The organism is Streptomyces sp. NPDC003379 (genome assembly GCF_053589195.1).
In genome coordinates, this window is the sequence record NZ_JBSFRK010000086.1 from 1 (window position 1) to 17,987 (window position 17,987).

The 17,987-nt window shown below is 72.2% G+C and carries 17 protein-coding genes; 5 read left to right on the top strand and 12 right to left on the bottom strand.

Going from position 1 to position 17,987, the window contains the following annotated elements:
- Window positions 1-63: 63 nt before the first annotated feature.
- From ACWDVB_RS38870 to lipB, 4 genes are all read right to left on the bottom strand, one after another.
- Window positions 64-771, bottom strand: coding sequence for a DUF4191 domain-containing protein (locus ACWDVB_RS38870; RefSeq protein WP_451519239.1), 708 nt, complete (start codon window positions 769-771; stop codon window positions 64-66).
- Between the two features lie 29 nt (window positions 772-800).
- A complete protein-coding gene (locus ACWDVB_RS38875) occupies window positions 801-1,004 on the bottom strand; it encodes an SCO2195 family GlnR-regulated protein (protein ID WP_451519240.1) in 204 nt (67 codons plus the stop codon).
- 310 nt (window positions 1,005-1,314) lie between these two features.
- Complete coding sequence (locus ACWDVB_RS38880) at window positions 1,315-2,280, bottom strand: lipoyl synthase (protein ID WP_125512398.1); 966 nt, start codon at window positions 2,278-2,280, stop codon at window positions 1,315-1,317.
- 139 nt (window positions 2,281-2,419) lie between these two features.
- The gene (gene lipB, locus ACWDVB_RS38885; RefSeq protein WP_451519241.1) at window positions 2,420-3,232 is read right to left on the bottom strand and encodes a lipoyl(octanoyl) transferase LipB; all 813 of its coding nucleotides are present in this window, start codon (window positions 3,230-3,232) and stop codon (window positions 2,420-2,422) included.
- Between the two features lie 217 nt (window positions 3,233-3,449).
- Here lipB and ACWDVB_RS38890 point away from each other — a divergent pair, with 217 nt between their 5' ends.
- On the top strand, window positions 3,450-4,895 hold the full coding sequence (locus tag ACWDVB_RS38890; RefSeq protein ID WP_451519242.1) for a regulator: 1,446 nt from the start codon (window positions 3,450-3,452) through the stop codon (window positions 4,893-4,895).
- A 112-nt stretch (window positions 4,896-5,007) separates the two neighbouring features.
- On the opposite strand, the gene ACWDVB_RS38895 is transcribed toward ACWDVB_RS38890, so the two are convergent.
- Together ACWDVB_RS38895 and ACWDVB_RS38900 are read right to left on the bottom strand one after the other, a co-directional pair.
- Window positions 5,008-6,384 carry an NAD(P)/FAD-dependent oxidoreductase gene (locus tag ACWDVB_RS38895; RefSeq protein ID WP_451519243.1) on the bottom strand — a complete coding sequence of 459 codons (1,377 nt, stop codon included), beginning with the start codon at window positions 6,382-6,384 and terminating at the stop codon, window positions 5,008-5,010.
- A 156-nt stretch (window positions 6,385-6,540) separates the two neighbouring features.
- Window positions 6,541-7,491, bottom strand: a complete 951-nt coding sequence (locus ACWDVB_RS38900; RefSeq protein WP_451519244.1) for a TIGR01777 family oxidoreductase — start codon at window positions 7,489-7,491, stop codon at window positions 6,541-6,543.
- A gap of 73 nt (window positions 7,492-7,564) precedes the next feature.
- Between ACWDVB_RS38900 and ACWDVB_RS38905 the strand changes: the two genes are divergently transcribed.
- Window positions 7,565-8,053 carry an N-acetyltransferase family protein gene (locus ACWDVB_RS38905; protein ID WP_451519245.1) on the top strand — a complete coding sequence of 163 codons (489 nt, stop codon included), beginning with the start codon at window positions 7,565-7,567 and terminating at the stop codon, window positions 8,051-8,053.
- Window positions 8,054-8,145: 92 nt separating this feature from the next.
- A complete protein-coding gene (locus ACWDVB_RS38910; protein WP_451519246.1) occupies window positions 8,146-9,258 on the top strand; it encodes a PP2C family protein-serine/threonine phosphatase in 1,113 nt (370 codons plus the stop codon).
- On the opposite strand, the gene ACWDVB_RS38915 is transcribed toward ACWDVB_RS38910, so the two are convergent.
- Window positions 9,170-9,868 carry a TetR/AcrR family transcriptional regulator gene (locus ACWDVB_RS38915; protein WP_451519247.1) on the bottom strand — a complete coding sequence of 233 codons (699 nt, stop codon included), beginning with the start codon at window positions 9,866-9,868 and terminating at the stop codon, window positions 9,170-9,172. The two genes, ACWDVB_RS38910 and ACWDVB_RS38915, sit on opposite strands and share 89 nt — an antisense overlap.
- 136 nt (window positions 9,869-10,004) lie before the next feature.
- Between ACWDVB_RS38915 and ACWDVB_RS38920 the strand changes: the two genes are divergently transcribed.
- Window positions 10,005-10,799: an SDR family NAD(P)-dependent oxidoreductase gene (locus ACWDVB_RS38920; RefSeq protein WP_451519248.1), complete on the top strand. Its 795-nt coding sequence runs from the start codon at window positions 10,005-10,007 to the stop codon at window positions 10,797-10,799.
- Between the two features lie 261 nt (window positions 10,800-11,060).
- Here the strand turns inward: ACWDVB_RS38920 and ACWDVB_RS38925 are convergent, their stop codons facing one another.
- Window positions 11,061-11,582: a DUF4240 domain-containing protein gene (locus ACWDVB_RS38925; protein ID WP_451519264.1), complete on the bottom strand. Its 522-nt coding sequence runs from the start codon at window positions 11,580-11,582 to the stop codon at window positions 11,061-11,063.
- Window positions 11,583-11,716: 134 nt separating this feature from the next.
- On the opposite strand from ACWDVB_RS38925, the gene ACWDVB_RS38930 reads away from it, so the two are divergent.
- Window positions 11,717-12,688, top strand: coding sequence for an SDR family oxidoreductase (locus tag ACWDVB_RS38930; RefSeq protein WP_451519249.1), 972 nt, complete (start codon window positions 11,717-11,719; stop codon window positions 12,686-12,688).
- Here the strand turns inward: ACWDVB_RS38930 and ACWDVB_RS38935 are convergent.
- The 4 genes from ACWDVB_RS38935 to ACWDVB_RS38950 form a co-directional block, all read right to left on the bottom strand.
- The gene (locus ACWDVB_RS38935; RefSeq protein WP_451519250.1) at window positions 12,672-13,670 is read right to left on the bottom strand and encodes a helix-turn-helix transcriptional regulator; all 999 of its coding nucleotides are present in this window, start codon (window positions 13,668-13,670) and stop codon (window positions 12,672-12,674) included. The two genes, ACWDVB_RS38930 and ACWDVB_RS38935, sit on opposite strands and share 17 nt — an antisense overlap.
- 112 nt (window positions 13,671-13,782) lie before the next feature.
- The gene (aceE, locus tag ACWDVB_RS38940; protein ID WP_451519251.1) at window positions 13,783-16,488 is read right to left on the bottom strand and encodes a pyruvate dehydrogenase (acetyl-transferring), homodimeric type; all 2,706 of its coding nucleotides are present in this window, start codon (window positions 16,486-16,488) and stop codon (window positions 13,783-13,785) included.
- A gap of 276 nt (window positions 16,489-16,764) precedes the next feature.
- Entirely contained in the window at window positions 16,765-17,388 is a 624-nt protein-coding gene (locus ACWDVB_RS38945) for a GntR family transcriptional regulator (protein ID WP_451519252.1), read from the bottom strand.
- A gap of 139 nt (window positions 17,389-17,527) precedes the next feature.
- A partial coding sequence (locus ACWDVB_RS38950; RefSeq protein ID WP_451612044.1) for a 2-oxo acid dehydrogenase subunit E2 occupies window positions 17,528-17,987 on the bottom strand: 460 nt, incomplete at its 5' end.

Below are 17,987 nucleotides of genomic sequence, written 5' to 3' on the forward strand. Positions count from 1 at the left end.
GCCCCGGAAACCGAATCGGTATCGGTTCCGGGGCCCTTCAACGTCGTAGGTGGGAGAGAAAGGCTACTTCGCCTTCGGGCCGCCACGCGGCATCCGCATGCCCTTCGGCATCGGCCCCTTCGGCAGTGGCATATTGGACATAAGGTCACCCATCGCCCTCAACCGGTCGTTCGTGGCCGTGACCTGTGGGCCGGTGAGGACGCGGGGCAGCTTCAGAAGCGTCGTGCGCAGCTTCTTCAGGGACACCGTGTCCTCGGTGGTGCCGACGATGACGTCGTGGACGGGGACGTCCGCCACGATGCGCGCCATCTTCTTCTTCTCGGCGGCCAGCAGGCCCTTCACGCGGTTCGGGTTGCCCTCGGCCACCAGGACGATGCCGGCCTTGCCGACGGTGCGGTGCACCACGTCCTGGCTGCGGTTCATCGCGACCGCGGGGGTCGTCGTCCAGCCGCGGCCGATCTTGTCGAGCACCGCGGCCGCCGCACCGGGCTGGCCCTCCATCTGTCCGAAGGCGGCACGCTCGGCCCTGCGTCCGAAGACGATCGCCATCGCGAGGAAGGCGAGCAGGAAGCCGAGAATGCCCAGATAGACCGGGTGACCGAGCAAGAAGCCGATCGCGAGGACGACACCAAAGGTGACGATTCCCACTGCCGCGATGATCAGGCCGATTTTTGAGTCGGCCCGTCGGGTCATCTTGTAGGTCAGAGCGATCTGCTTGAGTCGCCCTGGCTCCGCGGCCGTATCCGCCGCGGTGGATTCCTTCCTCGCCATGCGTGAAGTCTACGTGGCCCCGGAAGCGACTACGACGTGCGGGTTGCCACGGTCTCCTCGAAGACCCGCAGCGCCTCGACCCGGTCCTTGGCGCGGCGCCGGTCCTCCAGCACGGAAGTCCAGGCGTTACGGCGTGCGGTGCGCTGGCCGCCGCTCATCAACAGCGACTCGACGGCGCGCAGGGCGTCGGTGACGGACGGGATGGCGGTGGCGCGTACGGGCGCGGCCTGCATGATGGGGCCCTCCTGGGGCGGCTCGGGGGAGGAGCGGCTGGTGGGTGAGGCGGGGGTAAGGCTCTGGGTAAAGCTGGGGGGTAAAGCTGGGGGTAAAGCTGGGCAAGGCTCTGGGTACGGCTGTACGTGCCGTAATTCCAGGGTCACTGATTGGTGTTACCAGGACGTGACTCGGCGGTCAAACGCCGGTGAAACCTTGACGCTTTGGCCTAAAACGCCGACGCGGCCCGTACGGTCCCTTTCACCTGCGGGGATCGCACGGACCGCGTCCTTATGGCCAGTACTGGCTAGTAGCCGCTTGTGCGCCGATTCACACGGCCTGCGAGGCGACGTACGCGCCGCGCTTCTCGATCGCCATCTGGTAGAGGCGGCCGGCGCGGTACGAGGAGCGGACCAGCGGGCCGGACATGACGCCCGAGAAGCCGATCTCCTCGGCCTCCTCCTTCAGCTCCACGAACTCCGCGGGCTTGGCCCAGCGCTCCACGGGGTGGTGCCGCGGCGTCGGACGCAGGTACTGCGTGATCGTGATGAGCTCGCAGCCCGCCTCGTGCAGCGCGTGCAGCGCCTCGCTGATCTCCTCGCGCTCCTCGCCCATACCGAGGATGAGGTTGGACTTCGTGACCAGGCCCGCCTCGCGCGCCCGCGTGATGACCTCCAGCGAGCGCTCGAAGCGGAAGCCGGGACGGATCCGCTTGAAGATGCGCGGCACGGTCTCCACGTTGTGCCCAAGGACCTCGGGGCGCGAGGAGAAGACCTCGGCCAGCTGGTCGGGGTCGGCGTTGAAGTCCGGGATGAGCAGCTCGACCTTGGTCTGGCCCTCGGCGCGGTCCGCCGTCATGGCGTGGATCTGGCGCACGGTCTCGGCGTACAGCCAGGCGCCGCCGTCGTCCAGGTCGTCGCGGGCGACGCCGGTGATCGTGGCGTAGTTCAGGTCCATCGTGACGACGGACTCGCCGACGCGGCGCGGCTCGTCGCGGTCGAGGGCCTGCGGCTTGCCGGTGTCGATCTGGCAGAAGTCGCAGCGCCGCGTGCACTGGTCGCCGCCGATGAGGAACGTGGCCTCGCGGTCTTCCCAGCACTCGTAGATGTTCGGACAGCCTGCCTCCTGGCAGACCGTGTGCAGGCCCTCGCTCTTCACGAGCTTCTGCAGGGCGTTGTACTCGGGGCCCATTTTCGCCCGGGTCTTGATCCACTCGGGCTTGCGCTCGATGGGGGTCTGGGCGTTCCGGACCTCCAGGCGCAGCATCTTGCGTCCGTCGGGTGCGACTGCGGACACATCGGCTCCCTGTAGCTTCGATTCTTCGGCGCACACCAGGGTACGCCCGTGATGTCGTTGGGCTTACTTCCGGCCAACCTCTGGCCAACGGGGTGCATTCCCCGACCGGGCCCCGGGCCGCCGCCAGGCGGCGGTGCCGCTAGGCGGTGACCGGCTCGGCGGCCGGCTTCTCGACGATCCGCGGCTTCAGCTCCGCGTTCTCCAGTACGTCCCGCAGATGCCGCTCGGCGACCGGCAGCACGTCCGCGATGGTGACCTCGCGGTCCAGCTCGTACGCGAGGGACGTGACGCCCGCGTCGCGGATGCCGCACGGGATGATCCGGTCGAACCAGGTGTTGTCCGGGTTCACGTTGAACGAGAAGCCGTGCATCGTCACGCCCTTGGCGACACGGATGCCGATCGCGGCGATCTTGCGGTCCTCGCGGCGCTGGCCCGCGTTGGACGGGGCGTACTCCGGACCGTTGAACCTGGCGTCGAACTCGTCGTCCTTAAGACGCGGGTCGAAGTCCAGCGACAGGCCGCCGAGCGCCGGGCGCCGCTCCACCGGGTCACCGAGGACCCACACTCCGCTGCGGCCCTCGACGCGCGAGGTCTCCAGACCGAACTCCGCACACGTACGGATAAGAGCCTCTTCCAGGCGCCGCACATGTGCTACGACGTCCACCGGACGCGGCAGCTTCTGGATCGGATAGCCCACGAGCTGCCCCGGACCGTGCCAGGTGATCTTGCCGCCGCGGTCCACGTCGACGACGGGCGTGCCGTCCAGCGGACGCTCGCTGTCCTCGGTCCGGCGGCCCGCGGTGTAGACCGGCGGATGCTCCAGGAGCAGGCAGGTGTCCGGGATCTCGTCGGCGAAGCGGGCGGCGTGTACGCGGCGCTGCTCGTCCCACGCCTCCCGGTACTCCACGGCGTCCGGGCCGAAGCCCAGTCGGACGAACCGAAACTCACTCACGGCAGGTGCCTCCCTGAACGTTCACCGTGCACATATCGCGCCCCAGCCACTGTACGGGCCCCCTCGACCGGCAACCTCGGCCCGGGTTCCTCACACGATCGGATGAATGCTGGGGGAAGGAGCGTCCGCGAGCTGTGTTGGCCGTTACATTCGCGCCGTTCACGAGGCCATAAGGGCTGCTCAAGGCAGGCCCGGAAGGCAGGAGACCGCACAGCCGATGACGGAACGACCCCCGCAGCGCACTCCCAACCGCCAGCTAGCCGCGCTCATCTCGGAAGCCGGGTTCTCCAATGCGGGCCTCGCGCGCCGTGTCGATCAGCTCGGGCTCGAACACGGCCTCGACCTGCGCTACGACAAGACGTCCGTGACCCGCTGGCTGCGCGGCCAGCAGCCCAGAGGAACCACACCCGCACTGATCGCCGAGGTCTTCACCAGACGGCTCGGACGGCGTCTCTCGGCCCAGGATCTGGGGCTCGACGCCTGCGCGCCGGTGTACGCGGGGCTCGAATTCGCGGCCACGCCCGAGGAAGCCGTCGACATCGTCGGCGGCCTGTGGCGCAAGGACTCCGGCAGCCACGCCGAGCTGCGGAAGATCGCGTTCACCCCGGCCGGGCTCGTCGTGCCCAGCCGGGACTGGCTGATCGGCCGGCCCGACGAACGCGTGGGGCGCGGCGAGACCGATCCCGGGCACCCGCGCGTGCCCACCCAGGGGCGTCCCGCGGTGCCCCGCCAGCGCAGGGAGACCGACCGCGGCCCCGGCCAGCGCGTCACCAACGGCGACATCGCGGCGCTGCGCTCCGTCGGTGAGCTGTTCCGCGCCCTCGACAACGCCTATGGGGGCGGGCACGCCCGGCAGGCCCTCGTCCGCTATCTGGAGCACGAGGCGGAACCGATGCTCCGCGGCACCTACGGCGAGCAGGCCGGGCGGCGGCTCTTCGCGGCCGCCGCCGACCTGACCCGGCTCGCGGGCTGGACCTCGTACGACATCGCGGCCCACGGGCTCGCCCAGCGGTACTACGTGCAGGCGCTGCGCCTCTCGCAGGCGGCGGGCGACCGGGCGTACGGCTCCTACGTCCTGGTCACCATGAGCCGCCAGGCCGTCTACCTCGGGCACGGTCGCGAGGCCGTGCAGCTGGCGCGCGTCGCCCAGCAGGGCGTCGGCTCCTCGGCGCCGCCCGTCGTGCAGTCGCTGCTGTATGCCGCAGAGGCGCGCGGGCACGGGGTGCTCGGTGAGGCGCGGGCCTGCGCGGCCTCCCTGGTGCGGGCCGAGCGGTCGCTCGAATCGGCGCGGCCCGGGGACGAAGTGCCGTACTGGGCACGGTTCTTCGACGAGGCACAGCTGGCGGACGAGTTCGGGCACAGCTACCGCGACCTCCAGCAGTACCGCGTCGCCGCCCAGCACGCCGAGCGCTCCCTGCAGCTGCGCGCCCCCGGCTTCGCGCGCAGCCGCCTGTTCTGCCGGGTGGTGCTCGCCACGGCGCGGCTGGGCCTCGGCGAACTGGAGCAGGCCTGCCAGCTGGGCGCCGAGGCGGCGCAGGCGGCGGGCGAGATGCGGTCGGTCCGGGCCCACGAGTACGTACGTGAATTCGAGCGCCGCCTCGAACCGTACCGGGACGCGGCGCCGGTACGGGGTTACCGCGACAGGGTCGCGGCTCTCGGCTGACCTCGGCGGCGCCGTGTGGAGGGAGCCCCCGCGTGGGGGGCGCGGGGGCTCCTGGGGGAGCTGGACCAGAGGTCGGAGGGGTGGTGGTGTTACGGACGGGCGGGGCTGGGGGTCACGCCGCGGCGGGCAGTGACTCCTGGGCGTACGCCGGTGCGATGCCGAAGTCCGTGAGCACCGCGTGCGCCGCGCGCCGACCCGAGTGCAGCGCGCCCTGCACGGTGCTGGTGTCCCGGTGGTCCCCGCAGACGTAGAGCCCGGAGAGCAGACGGACCGGGCGGCGCAGGTCGTGCGGCGGCGGCATGGCGGGCACGGCCTCGCGGGTGTGGTGGACGGCGAGGAGTTCCCAGCGGTCGGTCGGCGTGCCGTACAGCGTGGAGAGGTGCGCGCGGACGGTCCGCTCGTCCGGCGGGGGGCCGAGGACCGTCGAGGAGACCAGGACGCCGCCTACGGGCGCGCGCGACGGGTCGACGTGGCTGATGACGGCCGTGTGGGCGACCGGGCCCGCGCGGTCGGCGTCCAGGAGCAGCGCGGGTCCGTCGAGGGGCGGTTCGGGAGCGGTGTGGTGGACCACCGTCAGTTCGTGGAACGGCGGGACGCGCAGCCCGGGGAGCAGCTCGGCGGCGGCGCGGGCGTCGGTGGCGAGCAGCACGGCGCGGCAGGCGATCTCGCCGTGGTCGGCGGTGGTGACGGACGTGGTGGAGACCGCCGTGACACGGACGCCGGTGCGGACCGTGCCCGGCGGCAGCGCGGCGGCGAGCAGTTCGGGGAGGACCTCGGCGCCGCCCTGCGGCACGCAGAGCCGCCCGCGCGCGAAGGCGTGCAGGGCCAGGTCCGCGCACCGGCTGGAGGTGGTCAGGCCGGGGTCGCAGAGCAGCGCGGCGAGCAGGGGGCGTACGAAGCCCTCGACGGTGCGGGCGGGCAGCCCGCGTGCGAACAGGGCGTGCGCGGCGGGGAGTTCGGGGCGGGTCAGGAGCCGCTCGACGGGGGTCGCCGCGATGCGGGCCAGCGCGGCACCGAGCCGGGCCTGGTCGATCGGGCCGCCCAGGGGAGCGCCGAGGGGAGCGGGGCCGCGCGAGGGGGCACCGGGGGCGGTGCGCGCGGGTCGCGGCACACGGGGGGCACGGGGGGCGCTCGCGAGGGCGCGTGCGGCAGTGAGTGCGCCCCTCGCGCTCCGTCCGGCCTTGGGCTCCGCGGCGCGGTGGTGGCGACCGTCGCTGTGCACCAGCAGGCCGGCCGCGAAAGGACGCAGGACGAGCGAGTCGAGGCCCGGCGTGCGGCGCAGTTCCGGGTAGGAGGTGGTGAGCAGTTGGCCGATCCTGTCGAGCCGGAACCCGTCGACCTTCTCGGTCGACATGCGGCCGCCGACGTAAGGGGCGGCCTCCAGGACAACGGTCGTTACACCGGCGCTGGTCAGCCGATGCGCGGCCGAGAGCCCCGCGGCCCCGGCCCCCACGATGACGACATCCGCATGGTGCGCAGGCTCTGACACGTGCCCCTCCCAGAGGTCGGGCGGCTGCTGGGGGGCTGATGCCCCCGACGGGGCCACGGAATCCCCGATTCGGCACGAGGGTAGGAGTGTGGCCGGTCGCAGACAGTCGCGCATGGACCGGGCACGGTCGCACACGGGTCGCACGCGGGCGGCCCGCTACCGCAGGGCCGCCCGGATCGTCTCCTCGATACCCGGGAACGCGAAGGCGAAGCCGGACTCCAGGAGGCGCCTCGGCAGCACCCGCTGGCTGGCGAGGACGTCACCGGCCATCTCACCGAGCGCCGCGCGGAGCGCGGGCGCGGGCGCTGTCAGCAGCGTGGGCCGCTTCAGGACCCGCCCCATCGCGGCCGTCACCTCACGGTTGGTGGACGGATCGGGTGCCGTGAGGTTGTACGGGCCCGACAGCGTCTCCGTGTCCAGGAGATGACGCAGCGCGGCCACCTCGTCGTGCAGGGAGATGTGGCTCCAGTACTGCCGGCCGTCGCCGAGACGGCCGCCGAGCCCCGCCTTGAAGAGCGGGAAGAGGCGCCCCCAGGCGCCGCCCCCGCGGGCCACCACGAGGCCGGTGCGGGCGAGGACGGTGCGGATGCCCGCCTCCTCGGCGGCGGCGGTGGCCTCCTCCCACTCGACGCACAGCGACGGCAGGAAGCCGCGGCCCGCGGGGGCGCTCTCGTCCACCGCCCGCTGACCGGTGTCTCCGTAGTAGCCGATCGCGCTCGCGTTCAGGAAGACCCGCGGCGGTTGGTCGAGCGAGGCCACGGCGGCGGCGAGCGCGGCGGTGCCGAGGACCCGGCTGTCGCGCAGTTCCCGCTTGTACGCGGCCGTCCAGCGGTGGTCGCCGATGCCCGCGCCCGCGAGGTTGACGACCGCGGAGCAGCCGGCGAGGCCCGCCGTGTCCACGTACCCCTCCTTGGGGTCCCAGCGCACCTCGTCCCTGGCGCGGGGTGCTCCGCGCACCAGCCGCAGCACCTCGTGCCCGTCCTCGGTGAGGGAGCGCGTGAGCGCCGTGCCGATGAGCCCGGAGGCGCCGGCGACGGCCACGCGGGAGGGGTGCGGGGAGCACTTCGGCCGGGTGGGTTCCATCGGGTCCGGTTCCATGGGGTCCATCCTGCCCCGTGCCCGGCGGCGGCCTGGGGTGAAATGCCCCGGCGGGGCGGTGTGGTCGCCGTACAGTGGCGCAATGACGGACCTGCACATACGCATCGCGCTCCCCGGGGACGACGACGCCCTCGCCCGTCTCGACCGCGCCACGTGGTCCACGCTGCACGCGGTCCAGCCCCGTCCCCAGCCTCCCTACGACCCCTTCTTCGACGACCGTTTCGGCCCCCGCGACCACCTCGTCGCCGAGTCGGACGGGCGCATGGTCGGCTATGTGAAGCTCGGTTTCCCCACCCCGCTCCTCGCCAACGCGCACGTACGCCAGATCCAGGGCTTCGTCGTCGCCGAGGAAGCGCGCGGCAAGGGGATCGGCAAGCGGCTGCTGAGGGCGGCCATGGACGAGGCGCGCCGCCAGGGCGCGGTCCGCATCACCCTGCGGGTCCTCGGGCACAACACGCCGGCCCGCAAGCTCTACGAAGCGGAGGGCTTCGTGATGGAGGGCGTGCTGCCCGGCGAGTTCCTGCTGGACGGCGCGTACGTCGACGACGTACTCATGGGCCGCCTCCTGTGACCTCCCCTCGTCTCCGCACGGCAGGCGGGGACCCGGCACCCGACGGACCGGCCCGGCGTGCGGTGTCCCCGCGCGCGTAGGAGCGTGAAGGGATGATCAGGGGTGCGGCCAGGCGTCGCGACGCGGAGCAGCGCGACTGGCTGCTGCGCGGCACGCCGCCTCCGCCGTGGGTGCGCTGGCCCCCGGCGCTGCTCCTCCTCGCGATCGTCCTCGTCCAGCTGATCACGCCGAAGACGCTGGACCTCAGCTTCCTCGTCGCGGCCGTCCCGCCGCTGGCCGCCCTGTCGTACGGGCCGGCCGCCACCGCGCTGTTCGGCGGCGTCGTGGTCACGCTGCTCGTCCTGCCGGACTTCGGGCTCGGCCGCCGCGGCAGCAGCGACGAACTGACGATCACCTTCGTCGCGCTGCTCAGCGTGGTCTTCGCGTGGGTACGCAGCCGCCGCGAGGCCCAGCTCGTCACGGTCCGCACGGTCGCCGAGGCGGCCCAGCTCGCGGTGCTGCCCCCGCTGCCGGAACGGGTCGGCCGGGTGCGGTTCGCCGGCCTGTACCAGGCGGCGGAGCACGAGTCGCTGGTCGGCGGCGACTTCTTCGACGTACGCAGGGGGCCGGGAGCCGTACGCGCCCTGATCGGCGATGTGCAGGGGCACGGGCTCGCGGCCGTCGGCACGGTCACCGCGCTGCTCGGCGCCTTCCGCGAGGCGGTCCTCGACCAGCCCGACCTGGTGGGCGTCGCGGCGCGCCTGGACCGCAGGCTCGTCGTGGACTCGGCGGACGACGAGAACGCCGAGCTGTTCGCCACGGCGGTGCTCCTGGAGTTCCCCGACGACTCCGCCTCCGTACGCGTCGTCTCCTGCGGCCATCCGCCGCCGCTGCTCCTGCGCGGCCCCGAGGTCACCGAGCTCGCGGTGTCGGCGGGCGCCCCGCTCGGGCTCGGCATCGCGGGGGTGAGCCCGCCCGAGCAGCTGACGGTGCCGCTGCTCGCCGGGGACCGGCTGCTCGGCCTGACCGACGGGGTGAGCGAGGCGCGCGACGCGTCCGGCACGTTCTATCCGCTGGCCGACCGGCTCACCGAGCTGATCAAGTCCGCCCCGGGGATCCTGGACGACCCGGCGGAGCTCACGGAGCGGATGTGGGCGGATCTGGTGCGGTACGCGGGGACGGTGCGGGACGACGTGACGATGATGGTGTTCGCGCCCCGCCCATGAGTTCCGCCAGGCACCGCACCGCGAGGTCCGCCGGTGAGCCGGGGCCCGTGACGTCCGCGTCCGTCTCCGCCCAGGTCTCCAGGGCGATCCGGATCGCGTCGGTCGCGGCGGCCGCGGCGAGGCGGACGCGAAGGGACTCCGCTCCCTCGCCCGCGAGTTCGGCCACGACGGGCCGCAGTTTCTCCTCCGACTCCTGGTTCACGCGGTACCAGACCGCCCGCAGCGCCGCGTCCCCGGCGGCGGCGCGCAGCAGGCCGCGGGCCTGGCGCAGGCCGTCCGCCGCGGCCTCGTCCGGGGCGGCGAGCGCCTCACGGACCGCGTCCCGCAGGGCCTCGTGCAGGTCGGCCCCCGGCTCCGTCGCGGCCAGCAGCGCGCGCCAGCGCCGACCGCCGACGGCGAGCAGCGGGGCGACGGCGTCCTGCTTGCCGCGGAAGTACCGGTAGAAGGTGCGCAGCGCGACGCCGGCCCGGCTCGCGATGGCCTCGGCCGTGGTGCCGTCGGGCCCGTGCGCGACGAAGAGCTCGGCGGCGGCGCGCGCGATCTCCAGCTGGGTGGCGAGCTTGCGGCGCTCGGTCAGCGTCAGGGGCGGGGTGGACGACTCGGTGCTCACTCGCCGCAGCCTACGCGGCCCGCGCGGCCCACATGGCATGCCCAGCCTTGATGGCACATTGTGCCAGGCGGGCGTACTGTGTAATCCGCGCTTGGGAAGCAAGCGCCGATCGAGATCTTCAGAGCGGGAGTACGACATGCAGACCCTGAACCGTTACGAAGGACGCCGCGCCCTGGTCACCGGCGGCGGCTCCGGCATCGGGCAGGCCACCGTGCTGCGCATGCTGGCGGAGGGCGGCCGGGTCGTCGCCGCCGACGTCAGCGAGAACGGCCTGAAGGACACCGTCGCCAAGGCGGGCGCGGACGCGGAGCGCCTCACCACCGTCGTCGTGGACATCGCCGACGAGGTCTCGGTCCGCGCGGGCGTCGCCGCCGCCACGACGGCGCTCGGCGGCCTGGACGTCCTGGTGAACGCCGCGGGCATCCTGCGCTCCTCGCACACCCACGAGACCACCCTCGACGCCTTCAACCAGGTCATCGCCGTCAACCTCACCGGCACCTTCCTGATGATCCGCGAGGCGATACCGGCGCTGCTCCGGGGCGAGGGCGCCGCCGTCGTCAACTTCAGCTCCACCTCCGCGATGTTCGCCCACCCGTACATGGCGGCGTACGCGGCGAGCAAGGGCGGCATCCAGTCCATGACGCACGCCCTGGCCGCCGAGTACGGCAAGCAGGGCATCCGGTTCACCGCCGTGCAGCCCGGCTCCATCTCCTCCGGGATGACCGACGGCTCCGGCGCGAGCAGGCGGAGCGTCGGCCCCGGCCTGCCCGAGGACGCCGACATGAGCCTGTTCGTGAAGCTCGCGCCCGCCCTCGGCCAGGGCTTCGCCGGCCCCGAGACCGTCGCGTCCGTCGTCGCGATGCTCGCCTCGGACGACGGCCGCTTCATCACGGGCACGGAGGTCCGCGTGGACGGCGGCACCCACTTCTGAGCCGCCCCCCGATGAGCCGCCCCCCGACGCGTCGCGAGCGGTCCAGGCGCCCTGCCCGGCGGACCGGACCCCGTCCCGCACATAGACCTCGAAGCCGCACGGCTCAGCCCGCGGCCCGCGGGTCAGCCCGTTGTGGACGGCGGACGCCCTCGCCGCGCCGGCCGGGGTGTCACGGGGGAGGGTCGAGGGGGTCGCGCGGCGGGTCGGCCACCAGGACCCGTTCGCGTCGCGCCCGTGGCCCTGGTCCCTGATCCCTGGTCCTCAGTCCGCCATGAAGCGGTCCCACAGCTTCGGGTAGCGCTGCGCCATCACCGCGTCGTCCTCGAAGTCGAGCGGCGTGCCCTCCGGCTCCGGTGGGGCGGGGAGGATGCCGAGGTCCGGTGCGACGACGCCGGTGAGCTGCTCGTACGCCTCGTCCGCGGCGTAACCCAGCTCCTCGCCGTCGCCGTCGAGCTCCTCGTCGAAGTCGTCCAGGAGCTCGGCGAGCGCGTCGGGGTCGTGCACCGCGCCCTCGAAGACCTCCCGGCCCTGGCCGATCAGCCAGCACCGGAAGTAGTCGAAGGCGTCGTCGCTCGCGCCGCCGAGCAGCACCCAGGCCGCGCCCCACAGGTCCCAGCGGTAGGCGCGGTTGTAGCGGGCCTCGAAGTGGCGGGCGAAGTCGAGGACGGCGTCCGGGTCGGACCGCAGCAGTCTCTCGACCAGCAGCTCGGCATGGTCCTCGGGGTCGCCCCCGGCGGCCTCACGAGTGCTGTCCACGATCTCCCAGAACTCCGTCTCGTCCATCACGGGTCCAGCATCGGTCCTGCGGAGTGGGGGCGCACGCGGAGTGCGCCGGAATGCGACTGTCTCGTTATGCGCGCACATGCCGATGGAAAAACCGACAGGGGTTGTCGTCTTTCGGTGGAAACCTCAAAGACATGGACACCACAGAGCACGCGACCGCCACCGCACCGCCCCTCACCGGCAGGACGACCGGGAAGCTGACCGGGAAGATCGCCCTCGTCGCCGGTGCCACCCGGGGCGCGGGCCGCGCCATGGCCGTGGAACTGGGCCGGGCCGGAGCCACCGTGTACGTGACCGGACGCACCACGCGTGAGCACGTCAGCGAGACCGGCCGGACCACCGAGACCATCGAGGGGACCGCGGAGCTGGTCGACGCGGCGGGCGGCACGGGCATCGCCGTACCCACCGACCATCTGGAACCCGAGCAGGTCGAGGCACTCGTCGAGCGGATCGACCGCGAGCAGGGCCGCCTGGACATCCTCGTCAACGACATCTGGGGCGGCGACATCCACGTCGAGTGGGACAAGAAGATGTGGGAGCACGACCTCGACAAGGGACTGCGCATCCTGCGCCTGGGCATCGAGACCCACATCGTCACCAGCCGCTACGCGCTGCCGCTCCTCGTCAAGAACCCCGGCGGCCTGGTCGTCGAGGTCACCGACGGCACCGAGGAGTACAACGGCCCGAACTACCGCAAGCCCTTCTACTACGACCTCGCCAAGGCCGCCCCCCTGCGCATGGCGCGCGACCTCGCCGAGGAGGTCGAGGAGTACGGCTGTACGGCGCTCTGTCTCACCCCCGGCTGGCTGCGCTCCGAGGCCATGCTCGACACCCACTTCAAGGTGACCGAGGAGAACTGGACGGCGGGCTGCGGACAGAACCCGCACTTCGCCATCTCCGAGACGCCCGCCTTCGTGGGCCGGGCGCTCGTCGCCCTCGCCGCCGATCCCGACGTGGCCCGCTGGAACGGCGCGTCGCTCTCCAGCGGCGGACTCGCCAAGGAGTACGGCTTCACGGACGTGGACGGATCGGCGCCCGACGCATGGCGGTACATCACGGAGGTCGACCAGGAGAGCAAGGTCGCGGACGTCACTGGCTACCGGTAGAACCCCGAGGGCGCCCGTAGAGCGCCGCTGAGCGCGCCGCCGCTTCCGCGAACCGCTCGCGCAGCCCGGCCGGCTCCACCACCTCCGCCTCCGGGCCCAGCGCCATCAGCTGGGTGTACGCCACGTCCTCGTTCTCCACGGGCAGGGTGACCGTCACCCTGCCCGACGCGTCCGGCTCGCCCGCCGACTCCATCGCCTCGCGCGCGACCGCGGGATCGGTGGCGTACGGAAGCTGCCGTACGCCCGTCGCCGAGAGCCGCACCACGACCTCGGCCCGCAGGATCGCCCGCGCGAACTGCGCCGCCCGCTCCTCCCAGAAGCCCGGCAGGTCGAACTCCTCGTCGCGTACGAAGCGTTCCTCGCCGACGGCCACGGCGGTGAAACGGTCGATGCGGTACACCCGGTACGTTCCCGAGTCGGGCACCCGCGCGCACACGTACCAGACGCCCGCCTTCAGCACGAGCCCGTACGGCTCCAACTCCCGCTCCACCTCGGCCTCCTGGCGGCGGTAGCGGGCGGCGACCCGGCGGTCGTCCCACACCGCGTCCGCGATGGCGGGCAGCAGCTCGGGGGCGGGGATCTCCTTGAACCAGCCCGGCGCGTCCAGGTGGAAACGCTGGGCGGCGCTCTGCGGAGCGTCCCTCAGGGACGGCATGAGCGCCGCCGACACCTTCAGGCGGGCCGCCGAGGCCGCGTCCTGCAGGCCCATCTCCCTCAGCGCGCCCGGCACTCCGGACAGGAACAGGGCCTCGGCCTCGCTGCGGGCCAGGCCCGTCAGGCGCGTACGGTAGCCGCCGATGAGGCGGTAGCCGCCGGTTCTGCCCCGGTCGGCGTAGACGGGGACGCCTGCCTCCGACAGGGCCTGCGCGTCCCTCGTGACGGTCCGCTCGGAGACTTCCAGTTCGGTGGCGAGTTCGGCGGCGGTCATGGAGGGGCGGGCCTGGAGCAGAAGCACCATCTTGATGAGGCGTGCAGCGCGCATACGCCCATCATGCCGGGCCCCTGCCCCGCCGCTGCGCGGCGGAACGCAGCCGCCCACCCGCCCACCCCCTCGATGCGGGGTGAGCGGGTGGGCGGCACAGAGACCCGTAGAGCTACAGACCGTACTTGGCCCGAGCCTCCTTCACCGCCGAGGCCGGCACCTCGCCCCGGCGGGCGAGCTGGGCGAGGGACGCGACGACGATCGACTCCGCGTCGATGCCGAAGTGGCGTCGCGCCGCGTCACGCGTGTCGGAGAGGCCGAAGCCGTCCGCGCCCAGGGACGAGTAGTCCTGCTCGACCCACTGGGCGATCTGGTCCGGCACCTGCCGCATGTAGTCGGAGACAGCGAGCACAGGACCCGGGGCGCCCTCAAGTGCCGTACGCACGTACGGCGTACGCTCCTCGCCGCGCAGGAGCGCCTCGTCCGCCTCCAGGGCGTCGCGCCGCAGCTCGGTCCAGGACGTCGCCGACCACACGTCGGCGGCCACGCCCCACTCCTCGGCGAGCATCTTCTGGGCGGCGAGCGTCCAGTGGATGGCCGTACCGGAACCGAGCAGCTGGATGCGCGCGGCGTCGGCCGCGGGGGAGAGCCCGGCCGACTCCGCCGTGTTGAAGCGGTAGAGGCCGCGCAGGATGCCCTCGTCGACGCCCGCGGGCTTCGCGGGCTGCGGCATCGGCTCGTTGTAGACGGTGAGGTAGTAGAAGACGTTCTGGTCCTCACCGGGGGCCGCCTCGCCGTACATCCGGCGCAGACCGTCCTTGACGATCGCCGCGATCTCGTAGGCGAACGCCGGGTCGTAGGACATGGCGGCCGGGTTCGTCGCGGCGATCACCGGAGAGTGGCCGTCCGCGTGCTGGAGGCCCTCGCCCGTCAGCGTCGTACGACCGGCCGTGGCGCCGACGAGGAAGCCGCGGCCGAGCTGGTCGCCGAGCTGCCACATCTGGTCGGCGGTGCGCTGCCAGCCGAACATCGAGTAGAAGATGTAGAAGGGGATCATCGCCTCGCCGTGCGTCGCGTACGACGTGGACGCGGCGATGAAGTCCGCCATCGAACCGGCCTCGGTGATCCCCTCGTTGAGGATCTGGCCGTCCTTGGCCTCCTTGTAGTACATCAGCTGGTCGCGGTCGACCGGCTCGTACGTCTGCCCCTTGGGGGAGTAGATGCCGAGGGACGGGAAGAGCGACTCCATGCCGAAGGTGCGCGCCTCGTCGGGGACGATCGGCACCCAGCGCTTGCCGGTCTCCTTGTCGCGTACGAGGTCCTTGACCAGGCGTACGAAGGCCATGGTCGTCGCCATCGACTGCGAACCGGAACCCTTGTCGAAGGCCGCGAACGACTTGTCGGCGGGGGCGGGCAGCGGGGCGAGCGGCTGCGTGCGGCGGGCCGGGGCGGGGCCGCCGAGGGCCGCGCGGCGCTCCTGGAGGTAGCGGACCTCGGGGGAGTCGGCGCCGGGGTGGCCGTAGGGCACCTGGCCGTCGGCGAACGCGCTGTCCGGGATCGGGAGACCGAGCAGGTCCCGCATGTCCTTGAACTCGTCCACCGTCAGCTTCTTCATCTGGTGGTTGGCGTTCTTGGACTCGAAGCCCTTGCCGAGCGTGAAGCCCTTGACCGTCTGCGCGAGGATCACCGTCGGCGCGCCCTTGTGGGTGAGCGCCGCGCGGTAGGCCGCGTAGACCTTGCGGGCCTCGTGGCCGCCGCGCGAGAGGTGGAAGCACTCGCTGATCTTGTCGTCGCTCAGCAGCTTGCCCAGCTCGACGAGCGCGGGCTCGGAGCCGAAGAAGTGCTCGCGGATGTACGAGGCGTCGCGCGTCGCGTACGTCTGGAACTGCGCGTCCGGCACCTCGCGCAGGCGGCGCACCAGGGCGCCCGTGGTGTCGAGCTGGAACAGCTCGTCCCAGGCGTTGCCCCACAGGACCTTGATGACGTTCCAGCCGGCGCCGCGGAACTGGGCCTCCAGCTCCTGGACCACGCGGAAGTTGGCGCGGACCGGGCCGTCGAGGCGCTGCAGGTTGCAGTTGATGACGTACGTGAGGTTGTCGAGACCCTCACGCGCGGCCAGTGCGAGGGCCGCCGTCGACTCCGGCTCGTCCATCTCGCCGTCACCGAGGAACGCCCACACGTGCGAGGCGGAGACGTCCTTGATGCCGCGGTTGGTGAGGTAGCGGTTGAAGCGCGCCTGGTATATCGCCGACAGCGGGCCGAGGCCCATCGACACCGTCGGGAACTCCCACAGCCAGGGCAGGCGGCGCGGGTGGGGGTAGGAGGGCAGGCCGTCGCCGCCCGCCTCCCGCCGGAAGTTGTCGAGCTGCGCCTCGTTGAGACGGCCGTCGAGGAAGGCGCGGGCGTAGATGCCGGGGGAGGCGTGGCCCTGGATGTAGAGCTGGTCACCGGAGCCGGCGGCCTCGCCGGACTCCTTGCCCTTGAAGAAGTGGTTGAAGCCCGTCTCGTACAGCCAGGCGGCGGAGGCGAAGGTGGCGATGTGGCCGCCGACGCCGTACTTGGAGCCGCGCGTCACCATGGCGGCGGCGTTCCAGCGGTTCCACGCCGTGATCTTCCGCTCCATCTCCTCGTCGCCGTCGATGGACGGCTCGGCGGAGGTGGGGATCGTGTTGACGTAGTCGGTCTCCAGGAGCTTCGGCAGCGCCAGGCCCGCGCCCTCGGCGCGCTCCAGCGTGCGGCGCATCAGGTACGCGGCACGGTGCGGCCCGGCCGCCTGTGTGACGGCGTCCAGGGAGGCCTGCCATTCGGCGGTCTCCTCGGGGTCGCGGTCCGGGAGCTGGTCGAGCTCGCTCGGCTGGATTGCGGAGGGGTCGGTCATTGCGCCGCCTTCCTGAGTCGGAGGGGGTCCCCTGTTTCGGTAAGGGGAGGGGGTGCCCGATGTCTTTGGCAGGACAGGGCGTGAGGCTCTGGTGAGAGCCATCGACGACTGTAAGCCCGTGATCGATGATCGATCAAAGCGTTGAGCGAAAAACTTCCCCAGATTTCAAAAGTCGGCATCCGGTGCCAGCAAAATGGGCACGCGGTGCCTTCGATGTGCGGGGTTTACGCAGGTGGGAGCACGTCTGCGGGCCGACGGCCACGGATGAGCACCGCCTCAGGCCCGCGGGGCGCAGCCGAGGACGTGCGACTTGACCAGCTCCGCGATCGCGGGGTCCCGCCGTCGGAAAGCGGAGACCAGCGCCTCGTGCTCCTCCGCGTACGACTGCTGCACCGTGCCCAGCCAGCGGATGGAGAGCGCGGTGAAGACCTCGATGCCCAGGCCCTCCCAGGTGTGGAGGAGGACGGAGTTGTCCGCGGCCCGCACCAGCTCCCGGTGGAAGGCGACGGTGTGCCGCACCTGCCCGGTGCCGTCGGCGGCCCGGTCCGCCTCGTAGAGGGCGGCGACATGGGGCTCCAGGGCCGAGCAGTCCTCCGCGAGCCGTCCCGCCGCCAGCTCCGCGGCGATGGCTTCGAGCCCCGCCCGCACCGGGTAGCTCTCCTCCAGGTCCGCGGCGGTCAAGTTCCGTACACGCACGCCCTTGTTGGGCGCGGACTCGATGAGCCGCAGCGTCTCCAGCTCCCGCAGCGCCTCCCTGACCGGGGTCTGCGAGACCTCCAGCTCCACGGCGATCCGCCGCTCCACGATGCGCTCGCCCGGCTTCCAGCGCCCGCTGACGATCCCTTCCACGATGTGCTCGCGGATCTGTTCGCGCAGCGAGTGAACGACGGGCGCGGTCATGAGAGCTCCTCCGGCAGGGGCTGCGTGCCCCAAGGGCGTGTGACCCCTAGACAATACGGCGACGCCCCCGCCCGGAAGACTCCGGACAGGGGCGTACGCGCTGATGAGACGAGTGTTACAGCCGCACAGAGCGCTGTGACTACAGGCCGAGCTCGACCTCGAACTCGCCGGCCTCCAGGATCGCCTTGACGGCGGTGAGGTAGCGGGCGGCGTCGGCGCCGTCCACCAGGCGGTGGTCGTAGGAGAGCGAGAGGTACGTCATGTCCCGTACGGCGATGGTCTCGCCGAGGTCGGGGTGGTTGATGACGACCGGGCGCTTGACCGTGGCGCCGATGCCGAGGATGGCGGCCTGGTTGGGCGGCACGATGACCGTGTCGAACAGGGCGCCGCGCGAGCCGGTGTTGGAGATGGTGAAGGTGGCGCCGGACATGTCGTCCGGGGTGAGGCCACCGCCACGGGCCTTTCCGGCCAGCTCGGCGGTCTTCTTGGAGATGCCGGCGATGTTGAGGTCGCCCGCGCCCTTGATGACCGGGGTCATCAGGCCCTTCTCGGCGTCCACGGCGATGCCGATGTTCTCCGCGTCGAAGTAGGTGATGGTG